Source organism: Streptomyces sp. NPDC020747 (assembly GCF_044334695.1).
In the GTDB taxonomy this organism is placed as follows: Bacteria; Actinomycetota; Actinomycetes; order Streptomycetales; family Streptomycetaceae; genus Streptomyces.
On sequence record NZ_JBIRTJ010000002.1, the window covers coordinates 238557 to 259860 of the forward strand.

Annotated in this window: 19 protein-coding genes; 9 read left to right on the forward strand and 10 right to left on the reverse strand. The window is 70.1% G+C overall.

The features are described from left to right. Positions 1-25 precede the first annotated feature (25 nt). Positions 26-895 (reverse strand): helix-turn-helix domain-containing protein, encoded by an 870-nt coding sequence (locus ACH4YP_RS06140; RefSeq protein WP_398489612.1) that lies wholly within the window; start codon positions 893-895, stop codon positions 26-28. A gap of 184 nt (positions 896-1079) precedes the next feature. Between ACH4YP_RS06140 and ACH4YP_RS06145 the strand changes: the two genes are divergently transcribed. The 3 genes from ACH4YP_RS06145 (at position 1080) to ACH4YP_RS06155 (ending at position 5065) form a co-directional block, all read left to right on the forward strand. Further along, positions 1080-2093 carry an aldo/keto reductase gene (locus ACH4YP_RS06145; RefSeq protein WP_398489613.1) on the forward strand — a complete coding sequence of 338 codons (1014 nt, stop codon included), beginning with the start codon at positions 1080-1082 and terminating at the stop codon, positions 2091-2093. Positions 2094-2201: 108 nt separating this feature from the next. Next, on the forward strand, positions 2202-2594 hold the full coding sequence (locus ACH4YP_RS06150; RefSeq protein WP_361060390.1) for a hypothetical protein: 393 nt from the start codon (positions 2202-2204) through the stop codon (positions 2592-2594). After that, positions 2594-5065: a DUF4132 domain-containing protein gene (locus tag ACH4YP_RS06155; RefSeq protein WP_398489614.1), complete on the forward strand. Its 2472-nt coding sequence runs from the start codon at positions 2594-2596 to the stop codon at positions 5063-5065. Before ACH4YP_RS06150 ends, ACH4YP_RS06155 begins: the two co-directional genes overlap by 1 nt. Here ACH4YP_RS06155 and ACH4YP_RS06160 read toward each other — a convergent pair. Together ACH4YP_RS06160 and ACH4YP_RS06165 are read right to left on the reverse strand one after the other, a co-directional pair. Beyond that, entirely contained in the window at positions 5052-6206 is a 1155-nt protein-coding gene (locus tag ACH4YP_RS06160) for a serine hydrolase domain-containing protein (RefSeq protein ID WP_361060386.1), read from the reverse strand. The two genes, ACH4YP_RS06155 and ACH4YP_RS06160, sit on opposite strands and share 14 nt — an antisense overlap. 201 nt (positions 6207-6407) lie before the next feature. After that, positions 6408-7418: a hypothetical protein gene (locus tag ACH4YP_RS06165; RefSeq protein WP_398489615.1), complete on the reverse strand. Its 1011-nt coding sequence runs from the start codon at positions 7416-7418 to the stop codon at positions 6408-6410. Here ACH4YP_RS06165 and ACH4YP_RS06170 point away from each other — a divergent pair. Continuing rightward, positions 7384-7956 (forward strand): ATP-binding protein, encoded by a 573-nt coding sequence (locus ACH4YP_RS06170; RefSeq protein WP_398489616.1) that lies wholly within the window; start codon positions 7384-7386, stop codon positions 7954-7956. The genes ACH4YP_RS06165 and ACH4YP_RS06170 overlap by 35 nt on opposite strands. A 288-nt stretch (positions 7957-8244) precedes the next feature. Here the strand turns inward: ACH4YP_RS06170 and ACH4YP_RS06175 are convergent, their stop codons facing one another. The 6 genes from ACH4YP_RS06175 to ACH4YP_RS06200 all read right to left on the reverse strand — a co-directional run bounded on the left by ACH4YP_RS06175 (position 8245) and on the right by ACH4YP_RS06200 (position 13465). Beyond that, the gene (locus tag ACH4YP_RS06175) at positions 8245-8853 is read right to left on the reverse strand and encodes a Uma2 family endonuclease (protein WP_398489617.1); all 609 of its coding nucleotides are present in this window, start codon (positions 8851-8853) and stop codon (positions 8245-8247) included. 156 nt (positions 8854-9009) lie between these two features. After that, a complete protein-coding gene (locus tag ACH4YP_RS06180; protein ID WP_398489618.1) occupies positions 9010-9789 on the reverse strand; it encodes a succinate dehydrogenase iron-sulfur subunit in 780 nt (259 codons plus the stop codon). After that, positions 9789-11546: a succinate dehydrogenase flavoprotein subunit gene (gene sdhA, locus ACH4YP_RS06185; protein WP_361060377.1), complete on the reverse strand. Its 1758-nt coding sequence runs from the start codon at positions 11544-11546 to the stop codon at positions 9789-9791. Before sdhA ends, ACH4YP_RS06180 begins: the two co-directional genes overlap by 1 nt. 19 nt (positions 11547-11565) lie before the next feature. Further along, on the reverse strand, positions 11566-12051 hold the full coding sequence (locus ACH4YP_RS06190) for a succinate dehydrogenase hydrophobic membrane anchor subunit (RefSeq protein ID WP_055618602.1): 486 nt from the start codon (positions 12049-12051) through the stop codon (positions 11566-11568). Between the two features lie 8 nt (positions 12052-12059). Further along, the gene (sdhC, locus tag ACH4YP_RS06195) at positions 12060-12440 is read right to left on the reverse strand and encodes a succinate dehydrogenase, cytochrome b556 subunit (RefSeq protein ID WP_079053671.1); all 381 of its coding nucleotides are present in this window, start codon (positions 12438-12440) and stop codon (positions 12060-12062) included. Positions 12441-12799: 359 nt separating this feature from the next. Continuing rightward, on the reverse strand, positions 12800-13465 hold the full coding sequence (locus ACH4YP_RS06200) for a 2-oxo-4-hydroxy-4-carboxy-5-ureidoimidazoline decarboxylase (RefSeq protein WP_398489619.1): 666 nt from the start codon (positions 13463-13465) through the stop codon (positions 12800-12802). A gap of 161 nt (positions 13466-13626) precedes the next feature. Here ACH4YP_RS06200 and ACH4YP_RS06205 point away from each other — a divergent pair, with 161 nt between their 5' ends. The 3 genes from ACH4YP_RS06205 to ACH4YP_RS06215 all read left to right on the forward strand — a co-directional run bounded on the left by ACH4YP_RS06205 (position 13627) and on the right by ACH4YP_RS06215 (position 16793). Further along, entirely contained in the window at positions 13627-15288 is a 1662-nt protein-coding gene (locus ACH4YP_RS06205) for a glycoside hydrolase family 20 protein (protein ID WP_398489620.1), read from the forward strand. 284 nt (positions 15289-15572) lie between these two features. Next, on the forward strand, positions 15573-16091 hold the full coding sequence (locus ACH4YP_RS06210; protein ID WP_361060458.1) for a hypothetical protein: 519 nt from the start codon (positions 15573-15575) through the stop codon (positions 16089-16091). A gap of 99 nt (positions 16092-16190) precedes the next feature. After that, positions 16191-16793, forward strand: a complete 603-nt coding sequence (locus ACH4YP_RS06215) for a hypothetical protein (protein ID WP_361060375.1) — start codon at positions 16191-16193, stop codon at positions 16791-16793. Between the two features lie 157 nt (positions 16794-16950). Here ACH4YP_RS06215 and ACH4YP_RS06220 read toward each other — a convergent pair whose 3' ends face one another. After that, on the reverse strand, positions 16951-19701 hold the full coding sequence (locus tag ACH4YP_RS06220) for an FG-GAP-like repeat-containing protein (RefSeq protein ID WP_398489621.1): 2751 nt from the start codon (positions 19699-19701) through the stop codon (positions 16951-16953). 267 nt (positions 19702-19968) lie between these two features. Between ACH4YP_RS06220 and ACH4YP_RS06225 the strand changes: the two genes are divergently transcribed. Further along, complete coding sequence (locus ACH4YP_RS06225) at positions 19969-20553, forward strand: hypothetical protein (protein ID WP_361072627.1); 585 nt, start codon at positions 19969-19971, stop codon at positions 20551-20553. A 105-nt stretch (positions 20554-20658) separates the two neighbouring features. Further along, entirely contained in the window at positions 20659-21276 is a 618-nt protein-coding gene (locus ACH4YP_RS06230) for an RNA polymerase sigma factor (RefSeq protein WP_361072630.1), read from the forward strand. Positions 21277-21304 lie beyond the last annotated feature (28 nt).

Below are 21304 nucleotides of genomic sequence, written 5' to 3' on the forward strand. Positions count from 1 at the left end.
ACCGTCAGAATAGGTCGCCGTCCGCTCAGGGCGAGGGAACCGGCTGCGGCGTCGCGCGCGTGGCGAGCAGCCGCAGCGCCTTGTCCGTCGCGGAGCCGGGCTCCGCCGTGAGCGTGACCAGGGTCTGGCCGGGATCGGAGGGCAGCGGCAGCGACTCGTAGTGCAGCCACAGCTCGCCCGCGACCGGGTGGGCGATGTGTTTCACGCCGTAGCACAGGCCCCGTACGTGCTGTTGGTCCCAGCAGCGGCGGAACTGCGCGCTGTGCTCCAGCAGGTCGGCGATCAGCGCGGCGAGGGCGGGGTCGTCGGGGTGCCGGCCCACGTCGGCGCGGAGCGTCGCGGCCATGTACTCGCCGCCCGCCTCCCACTCCGGATACAGCGCCCGGGACCGCTCCTCGTGCAGGAAGTACAGCCGGGCCAGATTCCGCTCCCGCGGCTCCATCGCGGCGAAGTCGTACGTGACCCGCCCGCCGAGCGTGTTCCAGGCCAGGACGTCCATGGCCGCGCTGCACACGTACGCGGGCACGTTCTCCATGGCGTCCATCAGCAGCCGGATGCCCTGCCGCACCTGCTGCGGCGCCGCGCCCGGTGTCGCCGTCGGCGTCCGGCGCCCGGGAAGGGTGAGGTCCCGCAGATAGGCGTACTCGGAGTCGGTCAGCCGCAGCGCGCGGGCGACGGCGTCCAGGACGGAGTCCGAGATGTTGGGCGTACGGCCCTGCTCGATGCGCGTGTAGTAGTCCACGCTGATCCCCGCCAGCTGGGCGGCCTCCTCGCGCCGCAGGCCCGGCACCCGTCTGCGGTTCAGCCCGGCCGGGAGCCCCAGCTCAGCCGGGTCGAGAGCGGCCCGGCGGGCCTTGAGGAACGCGCTGACGTCGGGTTCGGGACGCGTGACCATGTTCCGAGTATCGCCCAGCCGGGTCCGCCGACGGTTCCTGGTACTGCCAGACCCAGGCTGGACCGGGCCTGGTCCGGATGCGCGGCGGGAGGGAGGGTCGAAACATATCCACACAGCCACGTGAAGCAAGCCCACAGACATGTGAAGCCCATAGCCACGTGAAGCCCTAGGAGGCTCGACACTCATGCAGCGCAGGATTCTGGGCGGCACCGGCATCTCGGTCAGCGAGTACGCGCTCGGCGCGATGATGTTCGGGGAGATCGGCAACGCCGACCACGAGGATTCCGTACGGATCATCCACGCGGCCCTGGACGCGGGGATCAACTTCGTGGACACCGCCGACATCTACAGCGTCGGCGAGTCCGAGGAGATCGTCGGCAAGGCCCTCAAGGGGCGTCGCGAGGAGGTCGTCCTCGCGACCAAGTTCCGGCTGCCCATGGGTGACGAGCCCAACCTGGCGGGAGGCTCGCGCCGCTACATCATGCGCGCGGTCGAGGGCAGCCTGCGGCGCCTGGACACCGACTACATCGACCTGTACCAGATGCACCGCCCCGACCCGCTCACTGACATCGACGAGACCCTGTCCGCCCTGTCCGACCTCGTACGTTCCGGAAAAGTGCGGGTCGTCGGCTCCTCGTCCTTCCCGGCCGACCAGATCGTGGAGGCCCAGTGGATGTCCGAGCGGCGTGCCCACGTCCGGTTCCGTACCGAGCAGCCGCCCTACTCGATCCTGGCCCGCGGGGCGGAGGGCAGCATCCTGCCGGCGGCCCAGCGCTACGGCATGGGCACGCTGACCTGGGGCCCGCTCAGCGCCGGCTGGCTCTCCGGCCGTGACCTCGCGGCCAGTGGCCGCGCCAAGCTGGAGGGCTTCAAGTTCGACCCGGCCCTGCCCGGCAACGCGGCCAAGCTCGCCGCGGTCGCCGACCTCAAGAAGGTCGCCGCCGACGCCGGTCTCCCGCTCCCGCACCTGGCCCTGGCCTTCGTACGCGCCCACCCGGGCGTCACCTCGGCCATCATCGGCCCCCGCACGATGGACCAGCTCACCTCCCTGCTGGAGGGCGCCGACGTCACCCTCGACGACGCGATCCTGGACCGCGTCGACGAGATCGTTCCGCCCGGCACGGACCTGAACCGGGCCGACAACTACTTCGTCGAGCAGCCCGCGTTGACGGACCCGTCGCTGCGTCGCCGCAGGTAGCGGGGACGTACGGCCGGCAGTGCGGCGGGGCCCCGGAACCGGGGGCCCCGCCGCCTGTTTCCCGCCCGCGGTGACTGATTGTCAGTGGAGCCTCGTACTGTCGACGGCATGGGAATGGTGACGTTCGTCGACGAGACGACAAGCGGGGACCGCGGTGCGGGCTGGGGGCTGGAGATCGCCGAGGAGCGGCTCGCACTGCGCGAGTTGATCCGGCGGCGGGTCTTCCAGGAGGTCGCCGAGTTCAACGCGCGTACGCCGGAGGTGTTCCAGGGACTGGTGCAGCCCAAGGACACCGAGCGCGTGCTGAACGGGTACGCGTTGCGGACGCCCCGGCGGATAGACCCCGAGGTCCAGACGGACCTGGCGCTCAGGGCGTTCGCGGGGAACGGCTTCCTGGTGCTGGTGGGGGACCGGCAATTCACGGACCTCGACGAGGAGATCGAGCTGACGCTCGGCACCGAGGTCACGTTCCTGAAGCTCGTCGCGCTGGTGGGTGGCTGATGGCGTCGATGCGATCGCACACGCAGAAGATCCGCAACCAGATCGCCGCGGGGAACATGGGCAGACTCACCGACGAGGCGCTGAAGGCGGCTGTCTCCAACCACGGCTTCTGGGGTGAGGACTGGGCCGAGATCTTCGACACCCTGCGCGACCTGCCCATGGAGGAGCGTCGCCGGCTCGCCCACGCGCTCACCGAGCGCTTCCACTCGCTCGGCGCGGAGCCGGAGGCCCGGCAGAGGGTGCTGACGCTGCTCGCCATCGTCGCCCGTGACCTGCCCGACGACTTCTTCCTCCCCACCGAGCGGCTGGCGGAGCTCGAATCGCTCGGTGCCCGGCACTCCTTCTGGCACGCCACGCGCCTCGACCTCCTGGTGGAGGCGGAGCTCGCGACCGGCAGACAGCTCGCACCCCCGGTCGTGGCCGTCCTCCGGCGTACGGCCCTGGTCGCCTACCGCGCGGAGCACCTCGTGGAGCTGGTCAAGAACCTCACCACCCCTGTCCTCAACGTCGGCGAGGCATGGGCCGATCACGCCCTGGAGCAGCTCACCGGCTCGGACGACGACCCCTGGCACGCCCTGCTCGTCCACGCGCTCACGGCCACCGCCTCCAAGCCCAGCGCCAAGTGGGACAAGCAGGCCCAGGCCCTCATCGACACCATCGGAGCGGACCGGGTCAGGGAGACCGTCCTGCCCTGGCTCGCCCTCGTCGGCCGCCCGCGCACCATCCCGCTGGATCGCCAGACGTACGACCCGGACATCAACAACGCCTACGACCCGTACAACGCCAACGCCCTGCGCGGACTCGCCTGGCTCCTGTCGCTCCTCCCGCCGCACCCCGACACGGCCCGGGCGCTGGGCGCGCTCGTCGAGACCTCCCTCAAGAAGGTCGCCGGGATCGGCCCGCGCAACCCGAAGGTCGCCAACGCGGGCGTCATCGCGCTGTCCCGCGTCGACAGCGAGGCCGCCCTCGCCGAACTGGCCCGCCTGGCCACGAGAGTGACGTACAAGAACACGGCGAAGCTGCTCGACGGGGCGTTGGAGGCCCGCGCCACCGCGCTCGGCCTGAGCCGGGAGGAGATCGAGGAGCTCGCCGTCCCGGCGTACGGGCTCACCGAGGTGGGGCGTGCCCGGCACCAACTCGGGGACGTCACCGCCCTCATCGAGGTCCACGGCACCAAGTCCGTGCTCGGCTGGCGCAACGCGGCCGGCAAGGAGGTCAAGAGCGTGCCCGCCGCCGTGAAGCGGGACCACGCCGACGACCTCAAGGAGCTCAAGGCCGCCGCCAAGGACATCGACAAGATGCTCTCGGCGCAGGCGGAGCGGCTCGACCGCCAGTTCCTGGCCCGGCGCACCTGGGCGTACGACGCCTGGCGCGAGCGCTACATCGACCATCCGCTGGTCGGCACCCTCGCCCGGCGCCTCCTGTGGACGGTCGACGGCAGACCGGTCGGGTTCGCCGACGGCGAGCTGCGCACGCTCACCGACGACCCGGTGGTCACGGGTTCGCAGGTCGGGCTCTGGCACCCGGTGGGGCGCGAACCCGCCGAGATCGTCGCCTGGCGCGACTGGCTGGAGCGGCACGAGATCACCCAGCCCTTCAAGCAGGCACACCGCGAGGTGTACCTGCTCACCGACGCCGAGCGCGCCACCGGCACGTACTCGAACCGGTTCGCGGCACATGTCCTGCGGCAGCACCAGTTCAACTCGCTGGCCGCGATCAGGGGTTGGCGCAACAAGCTCCGGCTGTGCGTCGACGACTCGGCTCCGCCGGCGAGCCGTGAGCTGCCTCAGTGGGGCCTGCGCGCCGAGTACTGGATCGAGGGCGACGGCGAGGAGTACGGCGAGGACACCACGGAATCCGGCAGCTACCTGCGGCTGCGCACCGACCAGGTCCGCTTCTACCCGATCGACGCTCCGGAGAACTCGGCGCACTGCTGCGGCGGCGAGTACAGCATGTGGCTGCGGGACGGACGGGACCCGGTCGAGCCACTGCCCCTCACCGAGATCCCACCCCTCGCCCTCTCCGAAGTCCTGCGCGACGTCGACCTGTTCGTGGGTGTGGCGAGCGTCGGCAACGACCCGACCTGGCAGGACGGCGGCCCCGGCGGCCGCTTCCAGGAGTACTGGTCGGGGTACAGCTTCGGCGAGCTGAACCAGAGCGCCGAGACCCGCCGGGCCCTCCTCGACCGCCTGATCCCCCGCCTCGCGATAGCCGACCGCTGCACCCTGGAGGGCCGCTTCCTGCACGTGAAGGGCGAGCGCCACACGTACAAGATCCACCTCGGCTCGGGCAACATCCTCATGACCCCGAACGACCAGTACCTGTGCATCGTCCCGAAGTCCGCGACGACTCCCCAGACCGGCTACCTGCCGTACGAGGGAGACCGCACCCTCGCCGTCATCCTCAGCAAGGCGATGATGCTGGCCAGGGACACCGAGATCACGGACCCGACGATCCTCAGCCAGCTGTAGTCGGTGTCGGGACGTCGAACGCCGCCCCCGCGATCCGCAGGACGTACGGCAGTTCCGGGGACCGGTCCGTCGGGTTGAGGGCGTAGACGAGGAGGCGCCGGAGGTCGCGGGTGGCGAAGGCGCCGCTCGTGTAGCCGGGCACGTGCCCGCTCTTGCCCCAGACGACCGTGCCGTCGGGGAACTCGGTGCGCTGGAGCCCGCCGTAGCTGAACTGCGTGTCGCCGGACGCCGCGGCGGGCATCCGGAAGAGGTCCTTCTGCTGGGCCGGCGGGAGGAGGCGGCCGCGGTACAGGGCCGTGAAGAAGCGTGCCAGGTCGGGGGCGTTGGAGATCATGCCGCCCTCCGCCCAGCTGTACGGGTTCTGGACGCTCACGTCCTTCAGGCCGGTCGAGTCCGGTGTCACCACCAGGCCGCGTGTGTAGGGCGCCGGGATCGACCAGTCGTCGAGGGCCGGGACGTAGGTGTCGCGCAGCCGGAGGGGTTTCAGTATCCGGGTGCGGACCTCGGAACCGTACGAGTGGCCCGTCACCTGCTCGATGATCAGGCCCGCGATGAAGTAGTTGATGCCGTTGTAGCGCGTGGCCCTGCCCGGTTCCGTCGGCTCGCCGCAGGCCAGGGAGGCGTCCACGGCCTCGCGCGGTGCCATGTCCTCCGTGGCGCAGGTCATGATCTGCAGGCCGCTGGTGTGGCTGAGCAACTGACCTACGGTGACGGGGAAGTAACCGGCTGGCAGAAGGCCCGGCATCAACTCCTGCACCGTGTCGTCCAGGGACAGCCGTCCCTCGGCGGCCAGTTGGAGCAGCACGGTCGACGTGAAGATCTTCGTGACACTGCCGATCCTGAAGTGCGCGTCGGCGGCCGGTACGGACGGGCCGGCCGTACCCGTCCAGCGGCCGTCCGCTCCGGACATCCGGATCAGCCCACCCGTCACGTTCGCGTCGGGCAGCCCGGCGAGGGAGGCCCGCAGCGCCTCCGTGTCGAGCCGCCGGTCACTCTCGTCGAGCCCTCGGTCACCCCGGGCCACACCGTGCCCGGGACCCGCGGCCACCGCCGGCACGGTCCCCACCACCAGCACGCCCGCCACCACTCCGGCAGCCGCCGCCGCCCTCCAACGCCTCTCACACCCACGTAAGTTCGCCATGCACACCAGCCTCGCGCCGGACGTCCGCCGCTTCCATCGGGAGGATCCCGGACACGGCCCTGAGCTCACCCTGAGTCTGTCCCTGCCCGGCACGGGGCCTGCCGTGGAGGTTCAGTACTCTTCAGGCGCATGAGTCAACGACGTATGGCTGATTTGAGGCCTTAACTGTGCCTCGATCGCTGGGAGTTGAGCTCAGAGTCGTCATCCGATGGCGATCCGGGTCTTCCAGTAGCTTGCGGGGGCAATGATCTCTGTACCGGAGCCCGAGAGGACTGCCTTGCCGCCCGCGTAGAAGCGGACCGAACCGTCGGAGCGTACGGTCCAGATGTCGGGGATCGAATCTCCGTTGGTGTCCGGTGTTCCGACCAGCAGCGGGATGTCGGTGCTGGACCAGCCGGCCGCGCCGTACTCGATGTCGGCGCCGCCCGAAGAGTTCGCGCCGGACTTCAGAGAGTCCATGTTGACCCCGCCGCCGCTCGCGGCTATTCCCTTGCGCAGCAGTAGGCGCTCGGAGACATCGGTGCGATAGACGATATCGGTGATGCCGTCTCCGCTGACGTCCTGGGCGGTGACCAGGTCGCGCTCGGTCCAGGTGGAGGCGGCCAGACGCGTCGCCTGGTCGATGGTCGCTCCGTGGTAGCCGGTGAAGGCCCACAACTCGTCGCCGACGGTGGCGAAGAAATCGGTCCTGCCGTCGCCGGTGGCGTCGCCGGCGGACACGATCTGGGTGAGGCTCGCCGGGCTGGGAGCTCCCTCGGGCAGCAGGATCTCGCGGCGCTTGTCGACGTTGACGGCGCCGTAGCCATCGCCCGGGTAGACCCACAGCCTGCCTTCGACGCGCACGACCAGGTCCTGAAGCCCGTCACCGCCGTAGATGTCGCCGTTGTGGGTGATCAGCGCGCCCTTGAAGTGTCCGGAGGACGCGGCGACGAAGTGCGGCAGGTCGTCCCCGTTCGGGTCCTTCTCCGGGTTGGCGCGGTAGGCACCGGACATCGAGTAGTCCAGGTCGCCGGATCCCTTGGTGAGGTCCGTGGTGGCCTGTGAGGGGTAGAGGGAGGGATTGCCGCCTTCGGCGACGGCCATCAGGTCGGAGAGTTCGTCCCCGGTGAAGTCGCCGGGGGCGTCGGCCTGGTCGCGGGGCGTGACGTAGAAGAAGTACTTCGTCGGCTGCGAGACGTTGCCCGCGCCGTCCACGGTCCTGACGTACAGCACGCACCCGCCAGGAGTAGACGGCGCCGTTGGTGAGCGTGCTGGTGGAGAAGCCGCTCGTGGTGCGCAGAGCGGTGTCCTTGTCGCCACCGACGGAGACCTTTCCGATGGACTTCAGCAGATCACCCGTGGTGTCCCACTTGCCCTTGGCCCACAGGGCCCCGGCATCGTCAGAGCCCACGTACGCGCGGTACTCACCCGCTACCAGGCGACCTCCACCGTCCTCGACAACGCCGAACTCGTCGCCTCGGAGCTGGTCACCAACTCCCTTTCCTGTACTCGGGATCCCGTCGCCGTACGGCTCGTACGGGTCGATGGGCGACTGCGGCTCAGCGTGTGGGACAGCAGTCCGTATCCTCCGCAACCGCGATGCCCCGGACCGGGGGAGGGGGCTGGGCCGGAGTTCGACGCGGAGAGCGGGCGCGGGCTCTGGCTGCTGCGGGCATGCGCCGACGAGTGGGGTCACTACCTCCTCGTCAACGGACGCCGTAACGGCGGCGGCAAGGAGGTCTGGGCGGAGTGGCGTGCCCCGGGCGCATAGGCTCCATGCCCAGGCCGTACAGGGCCGGTTCCCCTGCGCGGCGAAGCGGGCCGTGGCCGACCGGCGGTGCCGCCAGGCCATGGCGCTCAGTGGCCGGAGGCGGGTTCCGCAGCCTCTGATCCGCCGCGTGCTCAACGCGATGTCGCCCATCCGCATCGCGTACGACGGGGAAGCCGGGTCGGCCTGACAGAACTGCCAGCCCAGCCCCGCCCAGCCCAGCTTGAGCTTGTCGAGGAGGGGTGACGAAGCCCTCCGCGCCGTCCAGGCAGGACGGCATGTCTCGATCACTCAATCCCGTTTGGTCTGCCCGGCCTTGAGGATCTCCGCCACGTCGAGCGTGACCTTGGCGCCGATCGAGTCGGGGAGAGTGACGAGTTCGCCGGGGGCGTGGATGCGGTGGGTGGTGTACTTGTCCGGCGTCGGGTCGGTGAGGACGTGGAGGCGCTGGTGTTTGCGGTCGACGATCACGTAGACCGGGATCCTGGCCTGGGCGTATGCGGTGACCTTGGTGCGGAGATCGGCCTGCCAGTTGCTTGAGGTGACCTCCAGGACGAGACGGAAGACCACGGGGTCGTAGCTGTTGTTCTCGACCAGGTGCTCGTCGATGTCGGCTTCGACAATGCAGAGATCGGGGATCGCATAGTCCTCGGGGCCGTCCGGTAGCCAGACGCCGATGGCTTGGTGGATCTCGGTCTCGTCCTCATCGAGTCCAGCGGCCTCGAAAGGACGAGCCACCTTCTTCAGCGCCCGCGAGTGAGCGACGTCGGGAGAGGGCGTCACCAGGATCTGGCCTCCGATGATCTCGACGCGGCGGCCCGGGAGGCGGTCCATGATGCGATTCGCCTCCGCGATCAGTGACCGGTCGCCGTGCGGCTGCTCGACGGGTGCTGCGGACATCACGTGCCTCCCGTGGGCTGTTTGTCGAGAGCATCATCGTAGGCCGGACAGTCCTCGCGAGTTCTGAACAGTCCGCTTCACCCGATCGTGGCCCAGCACGCGCGAGGGCCCCGTTCCAGAAGGAACGGGGCCCGCACCGACGTACAGGAAATGACGTCAGAAGCGCCGAGTGATCAGCGCCCTCTTCACTTCCTGGATCGCCTTGGTGACCTCGATGCCTCGGGGGCAGGCGTCCGTGCAGTTGAACGTGGTGCGGCAGCGCCAGACGCCGTCCTTGTCGTTCAGGATCTCCAGGCGCTGCTCGCCCGCCTCGTCACGCGAGTCGAAGATGAAGCGGTGCGCGTTGACGATCGCGGCCGGGCCGAAGTACTGGCCGTCGTTCCAGAAGACCGGGCACGAGGACGTGCAGGCCGCGCAGAGGATGCACTTCGTCGTGTCGTCGAAGCGCTCGCGGTCCTCCGCCGTCTGGAGGCGTTCCCGGGTCGGCTCGTTGGTGTCCTTCGTGATGAGGAAGGGCATCACGTCGCGGTACGCCTGGAAGAACGGCTCCATGTCCACGACCAGGTCCTTCAGGACCGTCAGGCCCTTGATGGGCTCGACCGTGATGGGCTTCTCGGGGTTGAGGTCCTTGATCAGCGTCTTGCAGGCGAGGCGGTTCCTGCCGTTGATCCGCATCGCGTCCGAGCCGCAGATGCCGTGCGCGCAGGACCGGCGGAAGGTGAGGGTGCCGTCCAGGTCCCACTTGATCTTGTGGAGGGCGTCCAGGACGCGCTCCTTCGGGTCGATCTCCAGCTGGAAGTCTTCCCAGACCGCCTCCGCCGAGACCTCGGGGTTGAAGCGGCGGATGCGGAACGTGGCGGTGATGTACGGCGTGTCGGCGAAGCCGGCCTCCGGCGTGCCGGCGCTGTCCGCCTTGTCCAGGGTGGGGGTAGCCATCAGTACTTACGCTCCATCGGCTGGTAGCGGGTCTGGACGACCGGCTTGTAGTCGAGACGGATGGACTCGGTGCCGTCGTCGCCGACCTCGCGGTACGCCATGGTGTGGCGCATGAAGTTGACGTCGTCGCGGTTCGGGTAGTCCTCGCGGTAGTGACCGCCGCGGGACTCCTTGCGGGCGAGGGCGGAGACCGCCATGACCTCGGCCAGGTCCAGGAGGTTGCCGAGCTCGACGGCCTCCAGCAGGTCGGTGTTGAACCGCCTGCCCTTGTCCTGGATCGAGACGTTCCGGTAGCGCTCGCGCAGCTCCGCGATCTTCTCCACGGCCGTCTTGATCGTCTGCTCGGTGCGGAACACCATGACGTTGGCGTCCATGCACTCCTGCAGCTCGCGGCGGATGTCCGCCACGCGCTCGTTGCCCGTCGACGACCGAAGGTGCTCGATCTGCTCGACGACCTGCGAGGCCGGGTCCTCGGGCAGCTCGACGTGCGAGGCCACCTTCGAGGAGTACTCCGCCGCGGCGATACCCGAGCGGCGCCCGAACACGTTGATGTCCAGGAGCGAGTTCGTGCCCAGGCGGTTCGCGCCATGGACGGACACGCAGGCGACCTCGCCGGCCGCGTACAGGCCCGGGACGACCGTGGTGTTGTCCGACAGGACCTCACCCTCGACGTTCGTCGGGATGCCGCCCATCGCGTAGTGCGCGGTGGGCTGGATCGGGATCGGGTCCGTGTACGGCTCGATGCCCAGGTACGTACGGGCGAACTCCGTGATGTCGGGCAGCTTGGCGTCCAGCTGCTCCGGCGGGAGGTGCGTGAGGTCGAGGTAGACGTGGTCGGCCTCGGGACCGCAGCCGCGGCCCTCACGGATCTCCGTGTAGATGGAGCGGGACACGACGTCACGGGACGCGAGGTCCTTCATGACCGGCGCGTACTTCTCCATGAAGCGCTCGCCGTCCTTGTTGCGGAGGATGCCGCCCTCACCGCGGGCGCCCTCCGTCAGCAGGATGCCCATGCGCCAGATGCCGGTCGGGTGGAACTGGAAGAACTCCATGTCCTCCAGCGGCAGACCGCGACGGTAGACCGCCGCCTGTCCGTCACCGGTCAGCGTGTGCGCGTTCGACGTCACCTTGAAGAACTTGCCGGTGCCGCCGGACGCGTAGATCACGGCCTTCGCCTGGAAGACGTGGATCTCACCGGTCGCCAGCTCGTACGCGACGACGCCGGCCGAGTGCTTGACCCCGTCGATCTCGACGATCAGCTGGTCGAGGACGTAGAACTCGTTGAAGAACTCCACGCCCTCTTTCACGCAGTTCTGGTACAGCGTCTGGAGGATCATGTGGCCGGTGCGGTCGGCCGCGTAGCAGGACCGGCGGACCGGGGCCTCGCCGTGGTTGCGGCTGTGACCGCCGAAGCGGCGCTGGTCGATGGTGCCGTCCGGGGTGCGGTTGAACGGCAGGCCCATCTTCTCCAGGTCGAGGACCGCGTCGATGGCCTCCTTCGCCAGGATCTCGGCGGCGTCCTGGTCGACCAGGTAGTCACCGCCCTTGATCGTGTCGAAGGTGTGCCACTCCCAGTTGTCCTCCTCCACGTTGGCCAGCGCGGCGGCCATGCCGCCCTGCGCGGCGCCCGTGTGGGAGCGGGTGGGGTAGAGCTTCGTGAGCACGGCGGTACGGCTGCGCTTCGTCGCCTCGATCGCGGCGCGCATGCCGGCGCCGCCCGCGCCGACGATGACTGTGTCGTACTTGTGGATCTTCATGATTCTCGTAGCCCCGGATCTAGCGGATGTTCGGGTCGAAGGTGAAGATCACCAGCGTGCCCAGCAGGATGGTGAACACCGTGGCCGTGTAGAGCAGGCCCTTGAGCCACAGCCGGGTGTTCGCGCGCTCCGCGTAGTCGTTGATGACCGTGCGCAGGCCGTTGGCGCCGTGCAGCATCGCCAGCCACAGCATCAGCAGGTCCCACGTCTGCCAGAACGGGGACGCCCAGCGGCCCGCCACGAAGGCGAAGCCGATCTTGGAGACGCCGCCGTCGAGGACGAGCTGGATCAGCAGGTGGCCGATGACGAGGACGACGAGAACGATGCCGGACAGACGCATGAACAGCCATGCGGCCATCTCGAAGTTGCCACGGGTGGACTTCGGCGTCTTCTTCGTCCGCTTGCGCGGGGCCTCGATCAGGGGCGCCGGGTTGTCGACGCCGTAGAGGGACGCGCCCTCGACGGGGCCGATGCCGGAGGCGGCGGTCTTCTCAGTGGTGGACATTGTTGGCGTCAGCTCCCGAAGACTTCACGAGCGGCGTGGCCGAGTACGGGGTACAGGGCCCCGACCATCAGCACGACCCAGATGCCGACCACGGTCCAGAGCATCTGCTTCTGGTAGCGCGGTCCCTTCGACCAGAAGTCGACGGCGATCACACGCAGACCGTTCAGCGCGTGGAAGAGGATGGCGGCGACGAGGCCGTACTCCAGCAGCGCGACGATCGGCGTCTTGTAGGTGGCTACGACCTTGTCGTAGTCCTCGGGGGAGACACGGACAAGAGCGGTGTCCAGCACATGTACGAACAGGAAGAAGAAGATGAGGACGCCGGTGACTCGATGAGCCACCCATGACCACATTCCTTCCCGGCCGCGGTACAGCGTTCCAGCCGGCACGGAAGAACCCTCCGGGAGCGGGGATTGGGGCCGCGCCGGCTTCTGTGTCGGACGGGCCCGGCCGGGTACGGTCCACCGGCCCTGGCCATCGTAGCGACGTGTTGTCGGAACGTTTACGGCGGGCCTACCGATGTGATCGAACCGGCAGTCATATGGGACACGTACGGGCTACTCCGTGGGTGGTGCGGGGCGGCTTCGGGGGTGGGGGTTCGGGTGGTTTGCCGGGTGCGGGTGTGTTGTGGCTTGGTGCGCCGTTCCCCGCGCCCCTAGAAGATTGCGCAGTTCCCCGCGCCCCCAAAAGGACTGCGCAGTTCCCCGCGCCCCCAAAGGGCCGGTCCCCGTGGCCCTGGAAGGTGCGGCTAAGAGACCGCGCAGTTGCCCGCTGCCCTGAAAGACCTGGTGAGGCGGCCCCTTGCCAGGCGGCGGAGTTCTTCTGCCGTCAGGGTTCGTTCGTCGTCCGGATCGTTTGTCAATCGTGATCGGATTCCGGCCAGGACCTGGTCGAGGGACTCCTCGGGGGCCGTGTCGTCCAGGCAGATGACGAAGACGTGGCCGAAACGGCTCTCGTAGGCGGCGTGGGCGGCGCTCAGGGCGGTGTGGGCCGCGGAGTACGCGCCCTCCGGGAGGAGCGTGAGGGATTCGCAGGCCAGGGCCTCGGTGAGATCGCCGGGGGTCAGGTCGTACGCCGCCTCGTCGGCCGCGGCCAGCAGGGCGTCCAGGTCGGGGTACGGGCGGTGGGCGGCGACACGGCGGGCCCACTGGTGGCTGCCGCAGCAGGCGAGGAGGGCGCGCTCGGCCTCGTCGGCGGGCATGCCGTTGAACCGGTCCAGGCCGGTGGGGCGGGGCTCCGAGGGCTCCGGCGGGTCGGTCGGATCGGTCGGATCGGACGGTTCCGGAATGGCGACGGCCTGGCCGGGGAGGCGGGAAGGACGGTGCGCGGGCAGCGTGGGTTCCTCGGCGGTTCGGTGGCGCTCGGATGTGCGCCACGCGTGGTTCGGCGGGGGGTCAAGTGAGAGATGTGTCATCACGCTATCGAGGTGTGACGCGACCTGTCCGACGGATGCCCGAATATCACCCGTAAGAGAGAGTTTAGGAACGGGCGGTGGACGGTGGCCCCGGGTGCCAGGGCCTAGGTTCACAGTGAAGGTACAGCGTACGAGAGTGATCGCAGGAGGGTGAGTGGTCTGTGGTGAACGGGCGAGGGCGCAGGGCTTCGCGGTCCCTGCCGGGCGGCAGGAGGACTCTGCTGGTCGGCGCGGGCGTGGCGGTCGCGGCGGGTGCCGCGCTGACCGTCGGGCTCTGGCCGAGCGGTGACTCCGGCGCGTCCTCGTCACAGCGGCCCTCCGGCGGGAGAACCGCCCTGGCGCCGCCCCCGTCCCCGTCGCCCACTCCGTCACCCAGTCGGACGTATCCGCTGTCGAAGACTCCGCGGACCATCCCGGCCGTACGGGAGCACACGCCGGCGCGTGGGCCCGGCTGGCGCCCCGCGAAGGGCTGGCGCCCCGCGAAGGGCGGGCGTGTCGTGGTCGGCGACGACGCGCTCGCGGACGAGGGGCGGCTGCTCGCCGGGGAGCTGGGCCTGGCCTACGCGGGCTCCGGCGGGGCACGGGCCGGGGATGTGGAACTGGCCCTCACCGACGAGGACGCGAACGCCGAGTCGTACACGCTGGCCGTGAAGGACGGGCGGGTGCGGATCAGCGGTACGGCCGAGGCGGGCGTCTTCTACGGCACGCGCACGCTCAAGCAGGAGGTGCGCGCGGGCGGCACGGCACCCGAGGGAGTCGTACGGGACTCGCCGGCCAAGCCGCAGCGCGGGTTCATGCTCGACATCGCGCGCAAGCACTTCACGGCCGGGTGGATCGAGGACCGGATCCGTGAGCTGGGCGACCTCAAGTACAACCAGCTCGGGCTGCACTTCTCCGACGACCAGGGCTTCCGGATCGCCTCCGACTCGCATCCCGAGGTGGTGTCGAAGCAGCATCTGACGAAGGCGGAGGTGCGGCGCATCCTCGCGCTCGCGGCGAGCCGGCACATCACCGTCGTGCCCGAGATCGACTCGCCCGGCCACCTGGGCGCGGTGCTCGCCGCACACCCGGACCTCAAGCTCCGCAACACCCAGGGCGTGGTCTCGCAGGGCTCGCTCGACATCTCAAAGCCCGCGTCCGCGAAGATCGTGGACGACCTGCTGAACGAGTACGCGGGCCTGTTCCCCGGGCGGTACTGGCATCTCGGCGCCGACGAGTACCGGGCGCTGACGGTGCCGAACCCGGCGGCCTCGTATCCGCAGCTGGCCGCCGCCGCGAAGGACAAGTACGGCTCGGGCGCCGGGATCGCGGACCTCGCGACCGGGTGGCTCAACGACCGCGCCGACGTGATGCGCGGGCACGACCGGACCGTACGGGCCTGGAACGACGGGTTCTTCCCCGGGGGCACCGTGCAGGCCGACGACGACATCCAGGTCGCGTACTGGACGGGCAAGGAGATCGGCGCGCGGCAGCCGGCCGAGTATCTGCGGGCCGGGCGCGATGTCGTCAACTACAACGACGAGTACCTGTACTACGTGCTCGGGCAGCCCAACGCCTTCGTCTACCCGACCGGGCAGCGCATCTACGAGCAGTGGACCCCGCTCGTCGTGCGCGGTTCGACGCCGGTGTCGCGGGAGTACGACGACCAGATCCTCGGCGGTTACTTCGCCGTCTGGTGCGACCTCTCCGGCTCGCAGACGCAGGACCAGGTGGCGGCAGGCATCCGGATGCCGCTGCGGGCGCTGACACAGAAGCTGTGGGATCCGCGGAAGCCGGGGATGCCGTGGGCGGAGTTCAAGGAGCTCGCGGGGAAGCTGGGCTGAGGGCGGCGAGCCGTTGTCGGCTCCTGCGGCCGGCTCTGCGGCCGGCTCCCTGTGGCACAGACCGTACAGACGGTACGAACCGTACGAGCGGTGTGGCCGAGACGGGCGGGACGGCCGTGTCGCGTGGACGTCAACACCCAGGTGGCGGTATGCAGGACGAAAAGGCCTGGCACGGATCACGCGCCGGTGTGGTGCAGTTGCGGCGGCTTGCCCGTTTCGGTGGCGAACTGCCGTACGCGTGTGGTGTATTCACGCTGGCCGAACCGATACACCGGGGGAGCGGGATGGGCTACTGGGGATATTTCGTCGTAGGCAGGAGCGAGCGGCCGCTCGCGGAACTGGAGGCGCTGTCGGGCGCGACGGGTCTGACGCTGCACCAGACGGCCGACGACGGCTGGCAGGTGTGGGAGTACCCGAACGCTCCCGACGACCCTGCCAAGGGTGACGTCGGGAACATGAACGACCTTGCCCAGGAGACGGGCGCGCCCGCCCTCTTCGGGTACGTGATGGACAGTGACTGCGTGGTCGTCGAGGCGGCCGCGCCCGAGAGCGGTGCCTGGACGACCTGCCTGGACAGGGACGCGATGGCCGGATACCTCGGCGGCAACGAGGACGGGCTGGCCGTCGACGACTTCTTCCTCGAACCGCACGACGCCGTCGGACGGGCCGTCGCCTGGGCCGCCGAATCGGGGCGTCCCGTGCCCGAGGAACCCCTCCTCGACGTGCTCACCGCCGACGCCGACCCGTCCGCCGAGATGCTTTTCTTCCGATTTCTGGACCGGCTCGGCGTCGTCCCCATGTAGATTTCGGCCAACTCGCAGTGTGACGTTCCGGCCACAGCGCACGCAGTAAGGGGAAGTGCGGGTTCCGTTGGCAGAGGCGGCCCCACCGAGGGAGGCGTGATGAGCCTGGTGGAACTGATCGCTCAGGCCGACGAGCGTGGTCTCGCGGCGAGTGGTCTGGCGTGTCTGGACCGGTGCGTGCCGCTGTTGGGCGGGGACGACGAGATTCTGCGGCCGCTGTGGGCGAGCCTCTCCGAGGGCGAGGGGTGGGGCGACGACTGGCGTGAGCGGGTCGAGCAGGTGCGCGCCAAGCTCGACTTGTCCGGTGGTGGTGGCGGGGTCGGTCCCGGTGTCCCGGGCGGTGGGGTGTTCGGCGAGGGGGAGGCCGTCGTGCTCGTGCACCGGATGCTCGGTGCCGTGCCGGTGGACCGGGCCGCCGGGGACCTTCGTGAGTGGGCGGATGCCTGTTCCGTCGCGGCGCTTCAGGTCCATCGGCTCCTCGATGCCGCGAGTGACGGGGCGTCCTCGGTCACCGCTCGGCGTGAGGGGCGTACGCAGGACATGTCGCCCCTTGTCGCGGCCGAACTGCGGCGGCAGATCGCCATTCTGGAGCTGTTGTCCGCCCACGGGGCGGCCGGGGTGCGCCGGGCGCTCGACCTGTCGACGGAGGGGCGGCGCGTCCTCCGCGCGGTCGTCTCGCGCCGGGCGCGCGGGCGGGTCTGAAGGGTTTTCGCCCCCGCCGCCCCTTCCCGTCCCGTCCCTGGGGGCTGCGCCCCCAGACCCCCGCATCGCGCTGGCGCGCTCGTCCTCAAACGCCGGACGGGCTGATTTTCAGCCCGTCCGGCGTTTGAGGAGCGGGGGCGAGGAAAAGCCGGGACGACTACGGGGTCAGGAACAGGCCCAGGCGGCCCGCTGTCGGCGTGGTCAGTTGGGTTACGCCGTAGTAGGCCGACTTGGCGACGGAGACGCCCGAGGCCGTGGTCGGGAGGTACAGGATCGTGCCGTTGCCCGTGTCCTCGCCCTCCGCTCCGATCAGCAGGTGCGCCCGGCCGTGGCCGGAGACGTCCGTCAGTGAGACGGACGAGCCCAGCTTGTCGTCCTTCTCCGTGGAGCCGGGGATACCGGCCGTGTCCTGGGAGTAGGACAGCGAACCCGTGCCCGTCAGACCCGACGAGGTGCCCTTGAAGAGCCAGACCGCGCCCGCGTTGGCGCGGTTGGAGGTACGGGTGATGTCCTCGTTCGGGGCGCCCGTGAGGACGTCCGCGTAACCGTCGGCGTTGAAGTCGCCCACAGAGACGGAGGAACCGAGCGCGTCCCCGGACTCGTTGGCGCCCGGGACACCCGCGGTGTCCTGGGTGATCTTCGTCATCCCGGTCGTGGTGAAGCCGGAGGACGAGCCCGGGACCATGGTGACCTGGCCGCCGGAGATCGCGCCGGACTCGGTGGCGTACGGCTGGCCGATGACGATGTCGTCGTAGCCGTTGCCGTTCACGTCGCCCGCGGCGATGGACCGGCCGCCCTTCACGGAGATCGTCGAAACCTTCGACAGGCCCAGCGACTTGGAGCCCTTGAACCAGGTGACCCGGCCGACGCCGGACGCGTCGCGGTAGTTGAGGGCGACGTCCGCGTAGCCGTCCCGGTTGAAGTCACCGGTGGTGGCGTCCGCGTACGCGAGGGCCTTGTCGGCGGTGGTGAGGTCGCCCGCGACCTCGTGGCCGTCGTTGAAGCGGGCCGCCCAGTTGCCGCCCGTGCCGGTGGCAGCCGTGAAGACGTCCGCCTTGCCGTCGGCGTTGAAGTCGCCGACCGCGACCGTCGCGCCGAACCGTGCGCCGGCCGGCTCGTAGTCGTCGCCCAGCGCCATGGTGTCGGCACCGGTGTCGAACTTCGGGCCGTACAGGATCGTCACCGCGCCGCGGTCCGCGTGGCCGGTCGTGTCGTCCTCGCCGGGCGCACCGATCGCGAGGTCCGCGTAGCCGTCGGCGTTGATGTCGCCCCAGGCCGTGGCCGTGCCCCACTGGTCGCCGGACTCGGCGGCACCCGGCACACCGGCGCTGCCCTGGTTGAGCTTCACCTTCGAGGCGGAGACGGGGCCGTTGACACCGCCCGGCACGAGTGTGAGCCAGCCGCTGCCCTGCTTGGGCGTGGCGGCGACGACGTCGCTGATGCCGTCACGGTTGAAGTCGGCCGTGGGGATCGCGGCGTTCTTGCCGGGGCCGGCGGCGTACCGGCGGATCTCGCCCAGCTTCGAGTACAGGTTCTTGCCGGGGCACGCGGTGGCGAAGCCGTCGCGGTGGCCGGAGATCGTGTTCAGCGTGGCCAGCTCGCCCGCCTTCCACACCCCCGTGTCGGCGGCGGCGGTCAGCGTGACCTGGCCGCTCGGGTTGCCCCCGTACTGGCCCAGCTTCCACGCGGCGACGCGCGCCACGGACTCCAGGGCGGCGCGGGACGGCTTGCCCGCGGCCTTCGCCGGAGTGGTGGACGTGGCGGCGGCGCCCTCGAAGTCACCGAGGACGGCGATGCCCGCCGAGTCGGCGTTGAAGCCGTACGTGTGCGCGCCGCGCACCGGCAGGTCGATGCCGCCGCCGCGGCCCTCGAAGATCCGGCCGCACTTGTCGACCAGGAAGTTGTAGCCGAGGTCGTTCCACCCCTCGCTCTGCACGTGGTACGCCATGATGCCGCGGACCAGCGCCGGGGACTCGGCGCAGCTGTAGTCGTTCGTGCCGACCGTGTGGTGCACGAAGACCGCGCTGACCTTGTCGATGTACTCCGGCGGGTCCTTGACCATCGACTCGTCGGCGCCCCACTGGGCGCGCGAGATGATCGTCGGCATCGTCACGGTGGACGGCGGCGGGGACGGGACCGGGTCGGGGGACTCCGACGGGCTCTCCGAGACGCTCTCGGTGGGCGACGCCGGGGCGCTGGTGGTGGGCTCCGTGCCGGTGGAGTCCGTCGGCGACGGGGAGTCCGAGACCGGGTCGGTCGGGGTCGGGGAGTCGGTCGGGTCCTCGGCGACGAAGGCGGCGTTCTCCAGGGAGGTACCGGCCGTCGTGCCGGCCGTCGTGTCGAGCGCCTTGTTCTTCGCCTCGGCCGAGGTCACACCCGGGTCGACCAGGCTGACCTCAAGTCCCTTGGGCAGCGGGGAACTCGTGGAACCGTCGGCCGCGACCACCCGTGCCTCGACACCGTCGCTCGGGCCGACCCACAGCGGGTCGGAGGCGCCGCGGGCATCCTTGGCGCCCGGCTCGGCCTTGTCGACCGGGTGCGGCTCCAGATCCAGGTTCTGCCAGCCGGTCCACTCGCCCGTCGCCAGGTCGCGGGTGCGTACCTGGGCGGTGCCGTCCAGCTCGGTCTTCGCGCCGGTCCAGGTGACGCCGAGCAGCGAGAACTGAGCGGTGCTCGTCCGCTCGACCTCGCGCCGGTCAGAGCCGTCGCTCCGCATCGTGAGCTCGTGCACCTTCACGGGCCGCTTGCCGCGCGCGGCGTCCACGGCCGGGTCCGAGCTCGGGTTCGCGACGGCGTACGTCACGGCGCCCGTGCCGCCCAGCACCACGGCCCCTATCGTCAGCCACGCTCTCCGCTTCAGACTCAGCGGCTTGTACGCATGGGTCGTCCGGCGACTCAAATGCCCCACCCCTAGGAAATCCTCACAAAAAACCCACCCGTCACTGGGGTGGCTTTCTAATTCAGCGGTAAGACGAGGTTAAACATCACCCAACAGGGGTGTGGGGTACGTCACTTCGCGTTCGCGCAGACGTCCGAGAGGGGCGGATGGTTGTACGGGTCTCGCCGACTTGTCACGTGACCCTTGTCACCGCGGTGACGTGTGATGTTCGTGGCACCCGCCCCGCTTGGTCTGCCAGGGGCAGATGCCTGAGCGGTGAGCCAGGGGGCGGAAGTGATGGGAAGGACAAGGCAGTCGGCCGACCTGCGGATGCGGCGGCACGCGGCGGAGTTCGTACGGGACGTCACGGCCCGCAGCCGGCTGCCGTTGGACTACTCGGTCGCGAGCCTGCGGGTGGTCGACTTCATCATCGACGGGCTGCGCAAGAGCGGCCGGGACCGCGCGGCCGTGGGGCACGTGCTGTTCGGGCTCGGGGCGTACGCCGGTGAGGTGCTCGTCCGACGGGCCGGTGCCGTGTGGGTCGAATTCGACGAGGGCCAGCGGGAGTTGTTCGGCCGGCCGGTGGGCGTACGGATGCCGGACGGGCGGGTGTGGAATCCGCTGGGCAAGGTCGTGAAGCGGTTCGAGGCGGGGGAGCGGGAGTCACTGCGGACGTTCTATCTGCAACTGCACGGGCGGGCGCGGCCCGGGTTGCCGGGGGTGCCCGCGCAGCCCGGGTCAGCGCGGCCCGGGTCCGCCGAGGCGGGTGGGAGCGGCGGGACCGGTGATCGTGCCGGTCGTGGGACTGGTCGTGGGACTGGTGGTCGTGGGGCCGGTCAGGGTGTCGGTCGTGGCGCCGCCCGGGCGGCTGACGGGCTGTGACACTTCCGTGCCGTCCGACGCTGATGACCTTGGAGGCGCGCGGGCATGGCGACCCGCGTCGCGCGGTCCGGATTCGGTAGGAACTCGGCATGAACGAGGACACTGTTGGGCCAGGGAGGGGAACCCCGCCGCGGACGGACGTCCGACGGTGAGCTGGGCGTGGCCGTCGCACGGGCGCAGGAGGGGGACGAGGCCGCCTTCGCCGTCGCGTACCGGATCGTGCAGCCCGGACTGCTCGGGTACCTGCGGGGGCTGGTCGGCGACGAGGCGGAGGACGTGGCGTCGGACGCGTGGCTGGAGATCGCCAGGGACCTGGGGCGGTTCCGCGGCGACGGGGCGGGGTTCCGCGGCTGGACCGCGACCATCGCCCGGCACCGGGCCCTCGACCATCTGCGGCGGCTGAAGGTGCGGCCGCGGGCGTCCGCGCTGGAACAGGACATACTCGACCTGCCCGGCCCGCACAGCACGCACGACCAGGCCCTGGAGTCCCTCTCCACGGCGTACGCGCTCGAACTCGTCGCGAGTCTCCCGCGCGACCAGGCCGAGGCCGTACTGCTGCGTGTCGTCGTCGGCCTCGACGGCCCCGCCGCCGCGCGCGTCCTCGGCAAACGCCCCGGCGCCGTACGCACCGCCGCGCACCGGGGCCTGAAACGCCTCGCGAGCCGGCTCGGTGCGGAGGGTGTGACGGATGACGGGCCCAGCACGCTTGGGGAGTCGAGATGAACGGCAAGCAGTCCATGGCCGGCGAGGG